Source organism: Methylobacterium thuringiense (genome assembly GCF_022179645.1).
GTDB lineage: Bacteria > Pseudomonadota > Alphaproteobacteria > Rhizobiales > Beijerinckiaceae > Methylobacterium > Methylobacterium thuringiense.
In genome coordinates this window covers 71,247-86,343 of record NZ_BPRA01000014.1, presented here as the reverse complement: position 1 = coordinate 86,343, position 15,097 = coordinate 71,247, and the positions used below count along the sequence as shown (strand labels likewise).

The following is a 15,097-nucleotide window of genomic DNA, read 5'->3' as shown; positions in this document are numbered from 1 at the left end:
CGGATGCCTGAAGGAAGCCGATACCAGCCTTCGGCCCTGCTGCCACGAGCCCCTATCGGGTTGGCCCAACGGCCCCGCTTCCACGTGAAACATCACGCTCCCGCCGCCTTCCGCTTCCTCCGCCGCCGGGCCAGCATGTTCAAGCCTTCGACGGCGGCCGAGAAGGCCATGGCGGTGTAGACGTAGCCCTTGGGGACATGCGCGCCGAAACCTTCGGCGATCAGCGTCATGCCGATCATGATGAGGAAGCCGAGCGCCAGCATCACCACGGTGGGGTTGGCTGCGATGAAGCGCGAGAGCGGGTCGGCGGCGACCAGCATCACGGTGACGGCGGCGATCACGGCGACGACCATGATCGGCACGTGCTCGGTCATGCCCACCGCCGTGATGATCGAGTCGATCGAGAACACGAGGTCGAGTACCAGGATCTGGCCGATCGCCGCGGCGAAGTCGAGGCCGGGACCCTTCTTTTCGGCCTGAGTGCCGTCCGGGTCGACGCTGTGATGGATCTCCTTGGTGGCCTTCCAGAGCAGGAACAGCCCGCCGGCGATGAGGATCAGGTCGCGCCAGGAGAAACCCTGGCCGAACACCGCGAAGACCGGCTCGGTGAGGTGGACAATCCAGGCGACGGTGCCGAGCAGGCCGAGCCGCAGCACCAGCGCCAGCCCGATGCCGATGCGGCGCGCCCGCGTCTGCTGGTGAGCCGGCAAACGGTTGGTCAGGATCGAGATGAAGATCAGGTTGTCGACGCCGAGCACGATCTCCATCACCACCAGTGTGGCGAGTGCCACCCAGGCCGTGGGATCGGCGGCGAGTTGCAGGATGTGGTCCACGCGCGGTCGGTCCTCGTCGTCGTTTCGTCCTCAGGTGAGCCGGCGTGTCAGAACGGCATCCGGAAGCCGGTCTGCGCCGAGGGCCGTGCGCTCCGCTCCGGCGCGAAGATCCGTACGGCCTTCGGCAGCACCTTGAAATGGGCGGGCGTGTGCGTGGCGAGCTCGCCGTCGGTGTTCACCGGGCGTGGCTTCTTCGTCTTCAGCACGATCTCGGTGGTGCGAAAGGCGCGCACGTCCGCGGCCTCGCCGTGGGTGCCCCGGCGCAAAGCCGGCAGCAGGGCGATCAGCCGCCACCAATGGTCGACCTCGAGGCTGTAGAAATCGAGCTTGCCGTCGTCGACGGTGGCGTCCTCCGACACGGTCATGCCGCCGCCGTAGTGGCGGCCGTTGCCGACGGAGGCCTGGATCGTCGTGACCTTCTCCACCTTGCCGTCATGCTCGATCGTGATCGAGAACGGCCGGGCGCGGCGCAGCAGCCGGAAGGCGGCGATGGCGTAGCCCACCGTGCCCCATTTCTTCTTGGCCTCGGCCGTGAGCTCGCCGGCGAGGTCGGCGGAGAAGCCGATGCTGGCGACGTTGAAGTAGTAATGCCCGTTGACGCAGCCGAGATCGACCGGCTGGGCCGCCTCGGTGGTGATGGCGCGCGCCGCCGCCAGCGGATCGAGGGGCAGGCCGAGCGAGCGGGCGAGGTCGTTGGCGGTGCCGAGCGGCAGGATTCCGAGCGGAAGGCCGGTCTCGACCAGCGCGGGCGCGGCCGCGTTGAGCGTGCCGTCGCCGCCGCCCAGGATGATCAGGTCGGCGCCCTTCGCGTTGCGGGCGATGACGGCACTGCAATCGGCCTGGCCGCTATCCGGTCCTCCCGGCTCGACCGGCTCGATGCCGCCACTGCGCAAGATCTCGCGGATCTCATCGAGCGGTACGCCGCCGTTGCGGGCGTTCGGGTTGACCAGCATCAGGGCACGGCGTGGCGGCGCGCTCATAGCGACCATCCGCGGGCCTGGGTTTTCGCGAGGGGAGAGGGCATGGGCAGCCTGATGGCGCGGCGTGAGCGCAAGGCGCGAGGGGGCCCGACATCACGGTCGACGCCTCGACCGCCAGAGGGGCCCGGACCCATCACGCCCAAGGTGGGGAGTCCGAGCGTGGCGGCAAGGCCGGACGACCGAGGGAAATGCGGCCGGCCGCGGTGGCGCTCGCCGGATCCCCGCAGGCAAGAGCCGCCTCGCGGCAGCTTGCTCCGCCGCCGCCGCCCTGGCATGCACCGGGACCCGCGCGATGGAACCGCGCCGGCATCCGCCGACGTTGCAAGAGGTCGAGCCCGTGACGCTCGGCCACCAGTCTCGACCGGAATCCCGGTCCGCCATATCCCGGTCAGTCATGCGCCCCTTCCTTGCCCTCACCGCATCCAGTCTGACCGCGCTCCTGCTCGCCGGTGCTTCCGCGCGGGCCGAGCCGGCCGCCGGCTGGGTCGACCCTCCGGCGAAGACGGATGTGGTGAAACCGAGGGCGGCCGAGCCGCAGGCGGAGCCCGAACGCGAGGCAGAGTTCCAGGCCAAGTTCGAGCCGGCACGGCCGGACGTCGCGCCGAGCCGGCAGGCGGCCGCTCCCCGCCGCCGCGCCGAACGGGCGGAACGGCGCGAGCGGCGTCAGGACCGTCGCCGGATGGCCGTCTCCTCCGAGATCGACACCACGGCGCCCGATCCGCGTTTCGGCGGCTGGGCCGGGCAGGCGCAGCGGCTGACGGGCGAGTATCTCGACAGCGTCTCTGCGCCGAACGGCGCCATGCTGGCCGCGGCCCCGCGCTTCTACGGCGACCGGGTGCGCTTCCATGGCCGTACCATGAGCATCGCCGCCCTGGTCGCCGAGAAGCGCCGCTTCGTCCGGCGCTGGCCCGAGCGTCGCTACGCGGCGCAGGATGGCACTCTGCGCACGGCCTGCAACGCTGCCAGCGCGACCTGCATCGTGCGCACCGTCATCGGCTTTTCGGCGCAGAACCCGGAGCGCGGAGCCCGCTCGCAGGGCTTGTCGGAATTGAACCTGACCATCAGTTTCGCGGGCGACCGCCCGGTGATCGTCTCGGAATCGAGCCGGGTGCTCCGGCGGGGCAGCGCCGCACTGAGTTCGGCCGAACGCGGCCGTGACGGCGGAGCCTGATCGGGCTCTTGGAGAACAACGACGCATGACGGCCGAAGCCGCCGAAAAGGCGAGAGACCGGGCGGACGCGGCGCGCATCGGCGCTCCCGCCCTCAGCACGCCGACGCCGGAGGACGACGAACGGCTGCGCGGCCTGATCCGGGTCGAACTCGACCGCCAGCATGCGATGCCGCTGGCGCGCCGGACCCTCGAATTGCTGGCGGAGGCCGAAATCGAGCCGACGGGGGACGAGCCCGGCTACCGCATCATCGATCGCAATGGCGACACCCGACTGATCCGGGACGGCGATGCCGACCCCGAGGAGAGCGTCGACGTCGCTGCGCCGATGACATTGCGCGGCCTCGTCGCCGAGCTGCGCGAGCGCCATCCCGATCTGTTCGCAACGCCGCCCGAGCCCGAGGTGGTCGATCCCGTCCCGCCGCCCCCGCCCGAACCGCCGCACGATGCCCTGGCCGACGTGAAGGCGGCCGGCGCCCGCTTCGTCGAGACGCAATCCGCCCTGGCGAAGTCGTTTGCCAACACCTCGGCCGAGCGCGGCCGGACCTTCGCCAGCGCCGCGAGCGGTCGCTTCGCGGGCTGGCGCACGCAGCTGAGCCGGCGCCTGACGCCGACCCCGACCCCGGCTCCGGTCGCGAGCGCCCCGCAGCCGGATCTTTTCGCGGGCGCGCCGCCGCAACCGCAACCGCAGGCGCGACCCGTGACCGAGCCGTTCGACGGCGGCCGGGCCGTTCCGCAGGCCAGGACGGGTGGCGGCAGTCACTGGGCCGACCTCGCCCGGCGCGGGCGCGAGGCCCTGCCGACGATCGACCGCCACGCCTTCGACCTGCAGCGCATCGCCTTCATCGGGCTCGCCGTCGCCACGGTGCTGGTGGTCGGCGGAGTCGTGCTGTCGAATCTGGGCCGGGAGACCGGCCCATCCTCGACCGGGATCGAGGCGTCCCGCACGGATGCGTCCAAGCCGGCCCCGAAGACCGAGGCCAAGACCGAGGCCGTTCCGCCGGAGCCGAGGCCGATCCCGTCCGAGGCCGCGCCCGAGGATGCGGAAGCCGCACCCGTCGAGGAGCCGCCGCGCAATCCCAACGACGTCGCGGGCGTGCCCCAGGTGGTCGACACCGCCACCCTGAAGCTCTCGGGCAAGGTCATCCACCTGTTCGGCGTCGAGTGGGTCCGCGGCGGCCAGGCCGACGAGCTCGCCAAATACATCCGCGGCCGCTCCGTGACCTGCCGTCCGGCGGCCGGATCGAGCGCCTTCCTCTGCGCGCTGGACGGCCGCGACCTCTCGGAAGTCGTGCTCTTCAACGGCGGCGGCCGCGCCTCCTCGGAGGCCTCCCCCGACCTCGTCGCCGCCGAGGACCACGCCCGGACCGAGCGGCTGGGGGTGTGGAAGCGGTGATCCCGAGAAGATGAACGGCCGCTCGATCAGGCGTAATCGGCTTCGGCGAGCGTCGTGTCGTCGTTCTCGGCACCGGCCTTCGACAGGTCGTGGGCGACCTGCAGGTTCATCCGGAACTCGGGCGTCGTCCGGAAGTGGAGGCCGTGTCGGCCGTCATGCCCCGACGCCCGCGAACGAGTTCGGAAATCCGGTTCGCCGGCACCGCGATCGCCGTCGCCAGGGCGTTGGCACTGAGACCGAGCGGCTTCAGGTAGTCTACTTTCGACACGTCGCCGGGGTGCGTGCGAACGCGTGACATCGTCTATCTCCTGCCGTCACATGATACCCGTATTGAACACATGAGCGGAATCAGGCGGGGGGCTCCATGACCATTTCGATCGGCTTGAGCGCCGTGGCCATCGTCTTCGCGCTCCTAGTCGTCGTCACGCTGGCGATCGGCATCCGCACGATCCCGCAGGGCCATGTCCACACCGTCGAGCGCTTCGGGCGCTACAACCGCTCGCTCGAATCCGGCCTCGGGCTGATCATCCCCTATGTCGAGCGCGTCGGCCGGCGGGTGAACATCATGGAGCAGGTCGTCGAGGTGCCGAGCCAGGAGGCCTTCACCCGCGACAATGCCGGGGTGCGGATCGACGCGGTGGTGTTCTATCAGGTGCTCGACGCGGCCCGCGCCTCCTACGAGATCTCGAACCTCGAAGTCGCGCTGCTGACGCTGACCATGACCAACATCCGCACGGTGGTCGGCTCGATGGATCTCGACCAGCTGCTCTCGCATCGCGACGAGATCAACGACCGCCTGCTCAAGGTGCTCGACGCCGCCGGCGCGCCGTGGGGGGTCAAGATGAACCGCGTCGAGATCAAGGACATCCTGCCCCCCGCCGACCTCGCCGGCTCGATGGCCCGCCAGATGAAGGCCGAACGCGAGAAACGCGCCTCGGTGCTGGAAGCTGAGGGCCAGCGCCAGGCCGAGATTCTTCGCGCGGAGGGGCGCAAGCAATCGGCGATCCTCGAGGCGGAAGGGCGCAAGGAGGCGGCGTTCCGCGATGCCGAGGCGCGCGAGCGCTCGGCCGAGGCCGAGGCGAAGGCCACCGGCATGGTCAGCGAGGCCATCGCCCAGGGCGACATCGCCGCGGCGAACTTCCTGGTGGCCGAAAAATACGTCGACGCGATCAAGGCGATCGCCACCGCGCCGAACCAGCGCGTCGTGGTGGTGCCAATCGAGGCGGCGGCACTCGCCGGCACGCTCGGCGGCATCGCCGAGATCACCCGCAGCGTCTTCGGCGATGGCGGAGCGGGACAGGGCGCGCGTGCGTCCGGCCTGCCGCCGCGCGTCGGCAACCCGGCCGCCAAATCCACGACGTCGTCGTGAGCGGCTTCTCCGAGATCGATCCGGCCTGGGCCTGGATCCTCGCCGGACTGCTGCTGATGGGCGGGGAATTGCTGCTGCCGGGTGTGTTTCTGGTCTGGCTCGGCCTCGCCGCCTGCGTCACCGGCCTCGTCGAGACCGCCTTCGACCTGCCCTGGCAGGCGCAGCTTCCGCTCTTCGCCGTGTTCTCGACGAGCGCGGTGATCCTCGCGACGCGGCTCGACCGCGGGCATGCGCCGGTGCTGAACCGCGGGGCGCACGGGCTGATCGGCCGGGAGGTCCTGCTCGACGCGCCCATCGTCGCGGGCCGTGGGCGCGCGCGGATCGACGACACGCTCTGGCCGGTCTCCGGCCCCGACCTGCCGGCCGGTGCGCGGGTGCGGGTGACGGGGGTGGAGGGGACTGTGCTGACGGTGGCGGCCGCCGCCTGAATCACTGCGCCCGCGTGTCGACCAGCTTCGCCCGCACTGTCGCCAGTCCGCGCGTGAGCTCGTCGAGGTCGTCCGCGAGCCAATCGTAGATCGCGCCGGCCGCCTCGGGAAACTCCTTGAGGACGCGGTGCATCAGCTGGGCGCTGATCCGCATCACCTCGGCCTTGGTCGCCGCCACGGCATCGGCCGGGCGCTTGCCCGGCGTGAACAGGGCGGTGCGGCCGATGAGGGCCGCGCGGCCGGCGACGACCGGCGTGCCGCCCTGGCCCTTCAGTTCGATCGTGCCGGACAGGACGACGTAGCCGCCATCGGCCCGGTCGCCGCGCCTGAACAGGGTTTCGCCGGTGTCCAGCGCGAGGCGTTCGCCGGCAAAGCTCAGCAGGCGCAGCGCACCGGAATCGAAGAATCCGAACACGGGGGCGGCGGAGAGGATCGCGATGTCGTCGTCGAACCCCAATGCGTGCCCATCCCTCGGCCGGTTCCGCCTGCGACAAGACCCTTAGCCGAAGGAGGGCCGCCTGCGAAACGCAAGGATTCGCGCCGTCTCCGGACCGGCTGTCCCCAACCAGCCGCACGGCCCGAGACGGGCCTGCATCCGGATCGCCAGCCGACGATGGATCATCAGTATCGCCAAGATCTTAACCCGGCGTTGAGCACGCGCCGGGCGCCTGTTCACGGCAGCAGCTTGTAGCCGCCACCCTCGGTGATCAGGATCGCGGCGGCGGCCGGGTTCGGCTCGATCTTCTGGCGCAGCCGGTAGATGTGCGTCTCGAGCGTGTGCGTGGTGACGTGGGCGTTGTAGCCCCAGACCTCGGCCAGCAGGGTGTCGCGGCCCACCACCTCACGGCCGGCGCGGTAGAGATAGCGCAGGATCGCCGTCTCCTTCTCGGTGAGCTTCAGCTTCGAGCCGCGCTCGCCGACCAGCAGCTTCGCGCCGGGCCGGAAGGTGTAGGGGCCGATCCGGAAGATCGCGTCCTCGCTCGCCTCGTGCTGGCGAAGCTGGGCGCGGATGCGGGCGAGCAGCACCGCGAACTTAAAGGGTTTCGTGACGTAGTCGTTGGCGCCGGCCTCCAGTCCCTCGACGGTGTCGTCCTCGGAATCCTGCGCGGTCAGCATGATGATCGGCCCGCGAAACCCCTCGCGCCGCATCACCCGCACGGCTTCGCGGCCGTCCATGTCGGGCAGCCCGACATCCATCACGACGAGGTCGATGCCGTCGGCTGCCACGAGGCTGATGGCGCCCTGCGCCGTCGCCTCGCCGATCGCCGCGAATTCCTCGTAGTGGTCGATCTCTTCGGTGAGCGTCTCCCGCAGGGCATCGTCGTCGTCGCAGACGAGGAGACGGTGGGTGTTGGACATCGGAAACGGGACTCCGGCGCAATGTCATGCGCGGCGGCTCCCGATCGATCCGCGATCGGGTCCGGATGTGTCAGAAAGCGCGTGCGCGGCGACGAGACCGCCCCATCCGGCCGCCGGCTGCACTGAGGAGCGGCCAGGACGGCCGGACCCGATGGCCAACCTAATCGGTTTTTCCCGTCAGGGAATAAGCAAAGCTCCGGTTTTGCAGCGTTTTCGGGGCTGCGTCGCGCTTCGTGCGCCGCCGGGCTCCGTCGGCGCCCGTGCGGCCACGGCCGCGCTGACGCCGACGGCCGTAAGCTTCGACTCTTCAGGCCGCCGGCCGTCGGCAAACGCGAAGGCGCGTCGCCGCACGCCGTCGCATGCTGGCAGATAGCGTAAACGTGTCTGTCTGCCGCGGACGCCTTGGACCGGTCACGGTCGAAGGCCGCTGATATAAGACGCGGCGGGCGAGGGCGGTCCGGACGCCGCGACGAGGGCACCATGAAGCGCACGACCGTTTCCCTGCTGCGGGTGCGCCCACTCGTCGGCGACAGGACCCGCGGGCACCTTGTCGTGGGGTCGGCGATCGTCCGTTGCGCGTTGGGGCGTTCCGGCATCGTCCAGACCAAGCGCGAGGGCGACGGCGCCTCGCCGCGCGGTGTCTTCCGCCTGCGCGGCGGCGCCTACCGGCCCGACCATTTCGGCACACGGCCGCCGACGGCCCTGCCGATCCGGGCGACGCGGCCCGGCGACGGCTGGTGCGACGACCCGCGCGACCGGCGCTACAACCGGCCGGTCCGCCTGCCGCTCCCGGGCGTCGGCGCCGAGGAGATGTGGCGCGGCGACGGGCTCTACGACCTCGTGATCGATCTCGACTGCAACCGCGGCCCGATCCGCCCCGGCCGCGGCTCGGCGATCTTTCTGCATGTCGCGCGTCCGGGCTATGGCCCGACCGAGGGCTGCGTCGCGCTCGCCCGGGCCGATCTGGTGCGCCTGCTGCGGCGCATCGGCCCACGCACGCAGCTGTCGATCGGGTAAGTCGGAGCCGGACCGGCCGCTGGCGTCGTAGCCGACCCGATACCATCGGGCCGACGGCTCTAAGATGTTGTTTCGACGTACTTTCTTTCGACGGATTTGCATCCGCCCGGTCGGAAGGCACACGACTTTGCACGGCCGGAAGGAGGGTCTGCGCAACCTCTGCCTGTCCGCGCCGGGGGACGTGTGCTATGACACCTGTACGAAAGTACACATTGACATCCTGGGAAGGGCGGCCTGCCGTGCCCGAGCGTTCCTATATCGCCGTCCCCTGCCATTGCCTGACGATGCGTCAGGCCTCGCGGCAGGTCACGCAGCTCTACGATCAGCATTTCGCGCCGACGCGTCTGCGCGTCACGCAGTACTCGGTGCTGCGCGTACTCGGACGCAACGAGCCGCTTTCCATGCAGGGTCTCGCCGACCTCATGGTCATGGACCGCACCACACTGAGCCGGGCCCTGCGCCCGCTCGAACGCGACGGTCTCGTCAGCGTGGCGCAGGGCCGCGACGCGCGCACCCGCCTGCTGTCCCTGACGCAGGCCGGCCATGACCTGCTCGACGAGCTGGCACCGATATGGAGCCGGGCGCAGGCCGAGTTCGAGACGCGATTCGGCTCCGACGAGACCCGGGACCTGCGCGGGATGCTGTCGCGGGTCGTCAGCCAGATCGCCTGAACCGGCCGCCGCCGCTCAGGCCGATCGCTTGAACAATGACACGACGTTCCCGGAATAATCCGGCTGCATCATAGGCTGCGATGCCGGCTCCCGCGTCTCGGGTTCGCTCGGCCGGCCCGCATTCCAGGTGATCCAGCGTGCCACCGGCCGGTCGCTGATTCGCCTCTGGACCCAGGCGGGTACCTTCGAAAGTGTCGCCATGCCCCCCTCCATCAGACTTGACCAGTCCAAAGTCAGCCCAGTTGCGGCATTTACGCAAGGGTTTAATGACACCTGACGTTGCGACGTCCCCGAATTTCACGCCGGGCTCGGTATTCGTCCGCGCCGATGCCTGCCGCGCGGCGGGGGATCGGAGCCGCGTGGATCCTGCGTAATCCACGGGCCGTCTGCTCGGGCCGGCCCTGTCGCCAAGAGCGGCGGCGGTTGCTAGGAGAGCCGGGCATTCAGCATCTTCGCAGGCAGGCCGAGGCCGTCCACGCGAAGAAGCGGCGTCACGACAAGGCCTTAGCGCTTTCTCCATGAATCGGGGTTCATGGCGTCGGACCAGTCGAGCCCGGACGAGGACCATGACGAGACCGGAGGCCAGCGGAGCGAGCGCAGTCGAGGCGGAGGCCCATGCGCGGCTGCTCGCCCATTTCGCGGAGACCGGATACGCCCCCGTGGCGCCGCCGGTGCTGCAGCCCGTCGAGCCGTTCCTCGAACTGTCGGGCGAGGATATCCGCCGCCGAATCTTCGTCACGACCGACGGCGCAGGAGCCGAACTCTGCCTGCGGCCCGAATTCACGATCCCCGTCTGCCGCCACCACCAGGCCACGCGTCCCGGTGATTCGGCGGATTATTCCTATCTCGGCCCGGTCTTCCGGCTGGCGGCAGGCGATCCCGACGAATTCACGCAGGCCGGCATCGAATCGATCGGCCGCACCGATACTCCGGCGGCGGATGCCGAGGTGCTCGGCATGGCGCTCGACGGGCTGGAGCGGCTCGGCCGCAAAGACGTCGCCGTCCGCCTCGGCGACATGGGCCTGACCCATGCGCTACTCGATGCGCTCGCCGTGCCGCCGGTCGCCAAGCGTCGGACCCTGCGGGCCATCGCCGCCGGGCGCCCGCTCGACGAGGTCGCCAACGCAGCCCAGGCCGAGGATCCGCATGCGGGGCTCCTCGCCACCATCCAGGGCCAGGACCCCAAGGGCGTGCGCGCCTTCGTCGAGGACGTCCTCTCGATCGCCGGGATCTCGCGGGTCGGCGGCCGCAGCGCCGGCGAGATCGCCGAACGCTTCCTCGCCAAGGCCGCCGCGCAGGCCCATGGCGGGGCCGGCCTCAATGCCGAGAACCGTGCCCTTGTCGAGCGCTACTGCGCCGTCACGGGCGACCCGGACCGTGCCATCGCCGCCGTGCGGGCACTGGCCAGTGAGGCTGGCCTTCGCCACGACGGACTCGACGCCGCGCTCGCGCTCTTCGAAGAGCGCACCGGCTTCATGGCCGCGCGCGGTCTGCCGGTCGAGCGCTTCGCCTTCTCCGGCGGCTTCGCGCGCAACCTCGACTACTACACCGGCTTCATCTTCGAGGTGACGGAGCGTCCCGGCGCGCCGACGCTCGTCGGCGGCGGCCGCTACGACGGCCTGCTCTCGCATCTCGGCAGCCCCGTCCCGCTGCCGGCGGTGGGCTGCGCCTTCTGGCTCTCGCGATGCGGCGGGAACTGACATGACCGACCAGACCAACGCCCCCCTGGTGCTCGCCGTCCCCTCCAAGGGACGCCTGCAGGAGAACGCCGCCGCGTTCTTCGGCCGCGCCGGGCTCAAGCTCGCCCAGCTCAGCGGCGCCCGCGACTATCGCGGCACCCTCGTCGGCGTGCCCGGCGTCGAGGTGCGCTACCTCTCGGCCTCCGAGATCGCGAGCCAGCTCGCCAGCGGCGCGGCCCATCTCGGTGTCACCGGCGAGGACCTGATCCGCGAGACGCTGCCCGATGCCGAAGGCTCGGTCGAGTTGCTCACGCCGCTCGGCTTCGGGCAGGCTACCGTGGTCGTCGCGGTGCCGCAGGCCTGGATCGACGTGCGCGCCATGAGCGACCTCGACGAGGTCGCCAGCGAGATGCGCCTGCGCCAGGGCCGAAAGCTCCGCATCGCCACGAAATACGTGAACCTGACCCGCCGCTTCCTCGCCGAGCACGGCATCGCCGATTACCGCATCGTCGAAAGCCTGGGGGCCACCGAGGGTGCGCCGGCCGCGGGCTCCGCCGAGATCGTCGTCGACATCACCACCACCGGCGCGACGCTGCAGGCCAACGCGCTCAAGATCCTCGACGACGGCATCATCCTGCGCTCGGAGGCGAATCTGGTCGCCTCGCTCAAGGCGTCGTGGGGCGAGGGTCAGCGCAGCGCATTGCGGGCCGTGCTCGGCCGCATCGCCGCCGAGGAGCGCGCCCGCACCAGCCGCGAGGTCCGCGCCGCCCTGCCCGAGAGCGGCGGGATCGATCTCGCGGGCATTGCCGCCCTGCACGAGGCCGAGCTGCCCTACGGCGCGCCGAAAGGCCTCGACGGCGAGATCGTCCTGCGCTGCCCGGCCGAGGCGGTCTTCGCCCTCTCCGACGCCCTGGTCCAGGCGGGAGCCCGCGCCGTCAGCGTCCGCCGCATCGACTACGCCTTCGCCGCGGAGAATCCTTTGGCGGAGCGGCTGCTCGCGCGGTTGTAGGGTCACTGATCTTTTTTCGGCGCGATGAGCCTTTGAGGCCGACGCCTTCCCCTCCCCCTTGTGGGGAGGGGTCAGGGGTGGGGGTGGTTCAGGACCGAGCGCCGCGGTGCCGCCTGCACCACCCCCACCTCCGGCTCCTCCCCACAAGGGGGAGGAGAGGCCCACGGGTCCGCCAGAACCTCAGGCGGACTGGCGACGTGTGAACGCGCGAGCGGCTTGCGGGGAGAGGGGGACCGCGGCGGCGCTCAATACGCCCGCACCTCCCGGATCTTTCCGTCGAACCCGACGTGCAGCAGGCGCTCGCGGCCGTCCGAGCCCTTGGCGGCGACTTCCAGGTGGCGCGGGCCGCGGCCGGCGACGCGGAGATCGGTGTAGCCGGCGGCCTCCACCGACTTCGTGAGGGCCGGGACATCGGCCTGCGGCCCGAGGCCGACCTTGTCCCGCGCCCAGTCGAGGCCGCCGGGGGGCGGGCCGCCGGCCGGTCCGAGGCGTACCACCGAGCCATCGCCATGCGTCAGCAGCCGGGCGTGCAGGAAGCCGTTCTCGAAACGGCCCTGGACGGTGATCGTCTCCCCCTTCTTGGCCAGCGTGCCGCCCTCGCCCTCGCGGCCTGTCTCGACCAGAGCCCGGCCGGTGCCGTCCTGGATGATGAGCTTGTTGCCGAAGATCTCGGCGACCTCGCCCTTGGCGGCGACGGCGCCGGAGGGCGCCAAGGCCGAGATCGCCACCGGCGCGACCGGATCGAGCGACGCCTCGCCGCGCTGCGCCAGCGAGAGGCCGACGGCGCCGAGCGCCAGGGGAATCGCCAGGGCGCCGACGACGAGGCCGCGGCGGTGCCCGGACTTCGGCGCGGCGGTCTCGGTCCTGGCATCGCCGGGCGGGATCTCCCTGGCGGTGCCGTCGATGACGTTGTCTGTGTTCGGGGTGGTCATGATGCGTGTCCTTGTCCGTGGACCCTTTCGGGATGACGGCGTTCTAGGACACGCCCCGAAACCCGGACTGAACCCGGCGGTTCAGCCCCGGTTAAAGCCCCAGGCCTACCCACCGGCGCCGCACGGAACCCGGGAAACCATGAAACTGCTCCTCGCCGAGGATGACGGACCGCTGGCTGCCGAGCTCCTCAAGGCCCTTCGCGCCGAGCACTTTGCCGTCGATCATGCGGTGAACGGCGAGGACGCCTGGCATCTCGGCGAGACCGAACGCTACGACGCCGTGGTGCTCGATCTCGGGCTTCCGAAGCGCGACGGTATCAGCGTGCTGCGCGACTGGCGCGCGGCCGGGCGCACCCTGCCGGTGTTGATCCTCACCGCCCGCGACGGCTGGAGCGACAAGGTCGCCGGCTTCAAGGCCGGTGCCGACGACTACCTCGTCAAGCCGTTCCGGGTCGAGGAACTGGTGATCCGCCTGCGCGCGCTGGTGCGCCGGGCGCAGGTCGGCGGTGCCAGCCGGATTGCTTGCGGGCCGTTGAGTTACGATTCCGGGCTCGGCAGCTTTGAGCGCGATGGGCTGCCCCTCAAGCTCACCGGGCTCGAATGGCGGGTGCTCACCGCGCTGATCCTGCGCAAGGAGAGCGTGGTGCCGCGCACCCAGCTGATCGAGCGGGTCTACGAGGGCGACGCCGAGGTCGATTCGAACTCCGTCGAGGTCATCATCACGCGCCTGCGCAGAAAGATCGCACCGGCCCGGATCGAATCCGTACGCGGCCTGGGCTGGCGGCTGCATGCGGACCCGGCAGCGTGATGCGTCTCTTCCGGCTCGGCTCGCTGCAGCGGCGTCTGTTCTTCGGGGCGGCCCTCTTCATCCTGGCGGCGCTCGTCGTCGCTGGGCTCGCCATCGGCCTCGTGCTCTACCGTTTCGCCCGCGCCCAGATCGACGGCCGGCTCGATGCCGAGATCGCCGCCCTCGTCGCCGACCTGAGGCGTGGGCCGGAGGGCCTCCATCGCGCCCGCGAACCAGGCGCGGCGGGTTCCGAGCGCGGGCCGGCCGGCTGGTACTGGCAGGTCCGTTCCGGCGACACGGTGCTGCGCTCCGCCTCGCTGAAGGGCGCGACGCTCAGTCTGCCCGCCCAGCCAGCTCCATCGGACGAGGACGGCCCGCGGCCGGCCGACGGCAATGGCCCCGCGGGCGAGGCGCTGATCCTGCGCATTCTGACCCTGCCGTCCGCGAACGGTGCGCCCCCGGTGACGATCGCCGCCTCCGCTCCCGCAGCGGCCCTGCACGGGCCGCTGCGGGAGGCGGCGCGGACGCTGGTACTGACGCTCGGCCTGCTCGGCCTTGGCCTTCTCGCTGCCGTCACCGCCCAGGTGCGGCTCGGGCTCAGGCCCCTCGACCGCCTCCGAAGCAATCTCGCGGAGGTGCGTGCCGGCAGCCGCGCGCGGGTGCCGGTCGATCAGCCGAGCGAGGTCCGGCCGCTGGTGGACGAGGTCAACCTGCTGCTCGACCGCAACGAGGCCGGCTTGGAGCGGGCGCGTGCACAGGTCGCCAACCTCGCCCACGGCCTCAAGACGCCGCTCGCCACCCTCACCATGGCGCTCGATCGGACGCGCGATCCGGACGGGCGGCTTTCGCATCTTGTCACCGGCATGGACCGGCGCGTGCGCCACCACCTGCGCCGGGCACGCGCGGCCGCGCTCGGCAGTCCGACTCGCGCCCGCACCGACCTCGCCGCGCACGTGGCCGATCTCGCCGATACCTTGGCGCGGCTGCATTCCGGCAAGGTGCTGCGGATCGACAGGGCCGTCGCGGCCGGCACGTTCGTCTCCTGCGATGCGGAGGATCTCGACGAGATGCTCGGCAACCTCGTCGACAATGCCTGCCGCTGGGCGAAGGGCCGCGTGCGCATCACTGCTACGCGCGAAGCCCCGGACGTGAGCGTCGGCATCGAGGATGACGGCCCCGGCCTCGAACCGGAGGCGATCGCCCACGTCCTGCAGCGCGGCCGCCGCCTCGACGAGAGCGTGCCCGGCGACGGCTTCGGCCTGCCGATCACCCTGGAACTGGCCGGGCTCTATGGCGGCGGCCTCGATCTCGGCCGCTCCGATCTCGGCGGCCTGCGCGTGGTGCTGCGGCTCCCAGCCGCGTGATCGCGCGCCCGGCCCGATAGGTGGCTTCGTAAGGGGTTAATGCCTTGCGCGTTAACCTGGCCGGGCGCGGCGCCAGTCTCGCCAGCCCCGTTGCCACGGCGAAGA

16 protein-coding genes are annotated in these 15,097 nt (G+C 71.0%); 10 read left to right on the top strand and 6 right to left on the bottom strand.

All coding sequences use genetic code 11. The features are described from left to right. Positions 1-92: 92 nt before the first annotated feature. Positions 93-833, bottom strand: a complete 741-nt coding sequence (locus MFF07_RS15105; protein ID WP_238232302.1) for a TerC family protein — start codon at positions 831-833, stop codon at positions 93-95. A gap of 47 nt (positions 834-880) precedes the next feature. After that, entirely contained in the window at positions 881-1,813 is a 933-nt protein-coding gene (locus MFF07_RS15100; RefSeq protein WP_147817483.1) for a lipid kinase, read from the bottom strand. 394 nt (positions 1,814-2,207) lie between these two features. Here MFF07_RS15100 and MFF07_RS15095 point away from each other — a divergent pair, with 394 nt between their 5' ends. Together MFF07_RS15095 and MFF07_RS15090 are read left to right on the top strand one after the other, a co-directional pair. After that, positions 2,208-2,984 carry a hypothetical protein gene (locus tag MFF07_RS15095; protein WP_238232301.1) on the top strand — a complete coding sequence of 259 codons (777 nt, stop codon included), beginning with the start codon at positions 2,208-2,210 and terminating at the stop codon, positions 2,982-2,984. A 25-nt stretch (positions 2,985-3,009) separates the two neighbouring features. After that, on the top strand, positions 3,010-4,377 hold the full coding sequence (locus MFF07_RS15090; RefSeq protein WP_238232300.1) for a thermonuclease family protein: 1,368 nt from the start codon (positions 3,010-3,012) through the stop codon (positions 4,375-4,377). Positions 4,378-4,483: 106 nt separating this feature from the next. On the opposite strand, the gene MFF07_RS15085 is transcribed toward MFF07_RS15090, so the two are convergent. Then, positions 4,484-4,675 carry a HigA family addiction module antitoxin gene (locus tag MFF07_RS15085; RefSeq protein WP_306424641.1) on the bottom strand — a complete coding sequence of 64 codons (192 nt, stop codon included), beginning with the start codon at positions 4,673-4,675 and terminating at the stop codon, positions 4,484-4,486. Positions 4,676-4,741: 66 nt separating this feature from the next. Here MFF07_RS15085 and MFF07_RS15080 point away from each other — a divergent pair, with 66 nt between their 5' ends. Next, the gene (locus MFF07_RS15080; RefSeq protein ID WP_147817178.1) at positions 4,742-5,746 is read left to right on the top strand and encodes an SPFH domain-containing protein; all 1,005 of its coding nucleotides are present in this window, start codon (positions 4,742-4,744) and stop codon (positions 5,744-5,746) included. Continuing rightward, complete coding sequence (locus MFF07_RS15075) at positions 5,743-6,174, top strand: NfeD family protein (protein ID WP_238232299.1); 432 nt, start codon at positions 5,743-5,745, stop codon at positions 6,172-6,174. Before MFF07_RS15080 ends, MFF07_RS15075 begins: the two co-directional genes overlap by 4 nt. A 1-nt stretch (position 6,175) precedes the next feature. On the opposite strand, the gene MFF07_RS15070 is transcribed toward MFF07_RS15075, so the two are convergent. Further along, positions 6,176-6,631 carry a Crp/Fnr family transcriptional regulator gene (locus tag MFF07_RS15070; protein ID WP_147817177.1) on the bottom strand — a complete coding sequence of 152 codons (456 nt, stop codon included), beginning with the start codon at positions 6,629-6,631 and terminating at the stop codon, positions 6,176-6,178. A gap of 215 nt (positions 6,632-6,846) precedes the next feature. After that, positions 6,847-7,533, bottom strand: a complete 687-nt coding sequence (locus MFF07_RS15065; RefSeq protein ID WP_147817176.1) for a response regulator transcription factor — start codon at positions 7,531-7,533, stop codon at positions 6,847-6,849. A gap of 480 nt (positions 7,534-8,013) precedes the next feature. Between MFF07_RS15065 and MFF07_RS15060 the strand changes: the two genes are divergently transcribed. The 4 genes from MFF07_RS15060 to hisG all read left to right on the top strand — a co-directional run bounded on the left by MFF07_RS15060 (position 8,014) and on the right by hisG (position 11,909). After that, on the top strand, positions 8,014-8,550 hold the full coding sequence (locus tag MFF07_RS15060) for a L,D-transpeptidase family protein (RefSeq protein WP_147817175.1): 537 nt from the start codon (positions 8,014-8,016) through the stop codon (positions 8,548-8,550). Between the two features lie 239 nt (positions 8,551-8,789). Beyond that, positions 8,790-9,221: a MarR family winged helix-turn-helix transcriptional regulator gene (locus MFF07_RS15055; RefSeq protein WP_238232298.1), complete on the top strand. Its 432-nt coding sequence runs from the start codon at positions 8,790-8,792 to the stop codon at positions 9,219-9,221. Positions 9,222-9,787: 566 nt separating this feature from the next. Next, positions 9,788-10,921 carry an ATP phosphoribosyltransferase regulatory subunit gene (locus MFF07_RS15050; RefSeq protein ID WP_147817173.1) on the top strand — a complete coding sequence of 378 codons (1,134 nt, stop codon included), beginning with the start codon at positions 9,788-9,790 and terminating at the stop codon, positions 10,919-10,921. Position 10,922: 1 nt separating this feature from the next. Further along, positions 10,923-11,909 carry an ATP phosphoribosyltransferase gene (hisG, locus tag MFF07_RS15045; RefSeq protein WP_147817172.1) on the top strand — a complete coding sequence of 329 codons (987 nt, stop codon included), beginning with the start codon at positions 10,923-10,925 and terminating at the stop codon, positions 11,907-11,909. A 245-nt stretch (positions 11,910-12,154) separates the two neighbouring features. Here hisG and MFF07_RS15040 read toward each other — a convergent pair whose 3' ends face one another. Further along, complete coding sequence (locus MFF07_RS15040) at positions 12,155-12,841, bottom strand: DNA-binding protein (protein ID WP_147817171.1); 687 nt, start codon at positions 12,839-12,841, stop codon at positions 12,155-12,157. A gap of 139 nt (positions 12,842-12,980) precedes the next feature. Between MFF07_RS15040 and MFF07_RS15035 the strand changes: the two genes are divergently transcribed. Then, positions 12,981-13,649 carry a response regulator gene (locus MFF07_RS15035; RefSeq protein WP_147817170.1) on the top strand — a complete coding sequence of 223 codons (669 nt, stop codon included), beginning with the start codon at positions 12,981-12,983 and terminating at the stop codon, positions 13,647-13,649. Further along, entirely contained in the window at positions 13,649-14,992 is a 1,344-nt protein-coding gene (locus MFF07_RS15030) for a sensor histidine kinase (RefSeq protein WP_147817181.1), read from the top strand. The genes MFF07_RS15035 and MFF07_RS15030 overlap by 1 nt, the downstream gene beginning before the upstream one ends. The last annotated feature ends 105 nt before the right edge of the window (positions 14,993-15,097 follow it).

Coding starts and splice junctions, on each gene's coding strand:
- MFF07_RS15100 (WP_147817483.1), bottom strand. CDS start 1,813: ATGAGCGCGCCGCCACGCCGTGCCCTGATGCTGGTCAACCCGAACGCC.
- MFF07_RS15095 (WP_238232301.1), top strand. CDS start 2,208: ATGCGCCCCTTCCTTGCCCTCACCGCATCCAGTCTGACCGCGCTCCTG.
- MFF07_RS15090 (WP_238232300.1), top strand. CDS start 3,010: ATGACGGCCGAAGCCGCCGAAAAGGCGAGAGACCGGGCGGACGCGGCG.
- MFF07_RS15085 (WP_306424641.1), bottom strand. CDS start 4,675: ATGTCACGCGTTCGCACGCACCCCGGCGACGTGTCGAAAGTAGACTAC.
- MFF07_RS15080 (WP_147817178.1), top strand. CDS start 4,742: ATGACCATTTCGATCGGCTTGAGCGCCGTGGCCATCGTCTTCGCGCTC.
- MFF07_RS15065 (WP_147817176.1), bottom strand. CDS start 7,533: ATGTCCAACACCCACCGTCTCCTCGTCTGCGACGACGACGATGCCCTG.
- MFF07_RS15060 (WP_147817175.1), top strand. CDS start 8,014: ATGAAGCGCACGACCGTTTCCCTGCTGCGGGTGCGCCCACTCGTCGGC.
- MFF07_RS15050 (WP_147817173.1), top strand. CDS start 9,788: ATGACGAGACCGGAGGCCAGCGGAGCGAGCGCAGTCGAGGCGGAGGCC.
- hisG (WP_147817172.1), top strand. CDS start 10,923: ATGACCGACCAGACCAACGCCCCCCTGGTGCTCGCCGTCCCCTCCAAG.
- MFF07_RS15040 (WP_147817171.1), bottom strand. CDS start 12,841: ATGACCACCCCGAACACAGACAACGTCATCGACGGCACCGCCAGGGAG.
- MFF07_RS15035 (WP_147817170.1), top strand. CDS start 12,981: ATGAAACTGCTCCTCGCCGAGGATGACGGACCGCTGGCTGCCGAGCTC.
- MFF07_RS15030 (WP_147817181.1), top strand. CDS start 13,649: ATGCGTCTCTTCCGGCTCGGCTCGCTGCAGCGGCGTCTGTTCTTCGGG.